A 1069-nucleotide genomic window follows, 5' to 3' on the forward strand; every position below is an offset into this window, starting at 1 on the left:
TCATCTTCAATAATATACCTGTCCTCTCCTTTCTTTGCCCATTGTAAAAGCTGCGTTCTTCTCGTAATAGGCATAATCATTCCATATGGGAATTGATGAGAAGGAGTTACAAATACAACATTTGCATCGCTATTTTCTAAATCTGCCATACAAATTCCGTCCCTATCTAAAGACAACATTTGAACCTTCTTTTCTCCCTGTTCAAAAACGACCATTTTCCTATGATAACCTGGGTTTTCAACTGCATAATTACTTCCCTTCAACAATTGAAAAAGTAACTTCACTAATATTTGTGTTCCCGCTCCTAATACAATTTGACTAGCTGAACAACGTACACCTCTAGATTCATACAAATAGTTCGCAATTTCCTCTCTTAAGCTTAATTCCCCTTGAGGGTGTCCAAGAAAAAGCAACTCATTATTATGTGGCTGCCATACATCATTTAGAAGCTTGCGGTACGTAGTGAACGGAAACGTATTCGTATCGACTCCTGTTTGGGTGAAATCAAATGTATCGTTCTCCTCCCGAAACGATACTTCTTCTACTTTCGCTTCGCTTCCTTCTACATAAATCATTTGTTCAATTTCACATACAAAATAACCTTTTCTCGATGCTGATTCAATATAACCTTCTGCAAGTAATTGCTCGTAAGCCGCTTCTACTGTATTCTTACTCACTTGTAAATAGCTCGCCAGCTTTCTTTTAGCAGGTAATTTTGTAAAAGCTGGAATCGTTCCATCTTTAATCTCTTTTTTTATATACTCATACAATTGCACGTACAATGCTATTTTACTTTTCGCATTTAAATTAGGCGTTAATTCTAACATAACATCTGACCCCTTAATAAAACTGAAATCTGACACTTTTTACAGTACCAGAAATTATATATAATTCCTTTTATCATGTCACACATAAAAAATCAAATACTCGAGAGGGGATGCATGATCATGGTCAACAATAGACAGATTGGACTCATTATGATTATTACAGGAGCTACCTTATGGGGATTATCTGGCCCGATGATTCAGTGGCTATTTCAACATACTAACGTATCATCAATTGATTTTTT

The 1069-nt window shown here is 35.7% G+C and carries 1 protein-coding gene and 1 pseudogene; one reads left to right on the plus strand and one right to left on the minus strand.

What is annotated here, in order from left to right:
• Positions 1-827 (minus strand): MocR-like pyridoxine biosynthesis transcription factor PdxR (pdxR, locus tag KI369_RS25730; protein WP_212958234.1); only part of this gene is annotated, 827 nt, incomplete at its 3' end.
• Between the two features lie 120 nt (positions 828-947).
• Between pdxR and KI369_RS25735 the strand changes: the two are divergent.
• Positions 948-1069: pseudogene (locus KI369_RS25735) on the plus strand (EamA family transporter); the annotation flags it as partial.

The sequence above is a fragment of the Bacillus sanguinis genome (genome assembly GCF_018332475.1).
GTDB lineage: Bacteria > Bacillota > Bacilli > Bacillales > Bacillaceae_G > Bacillus_A > Bacillus_A sanguinis.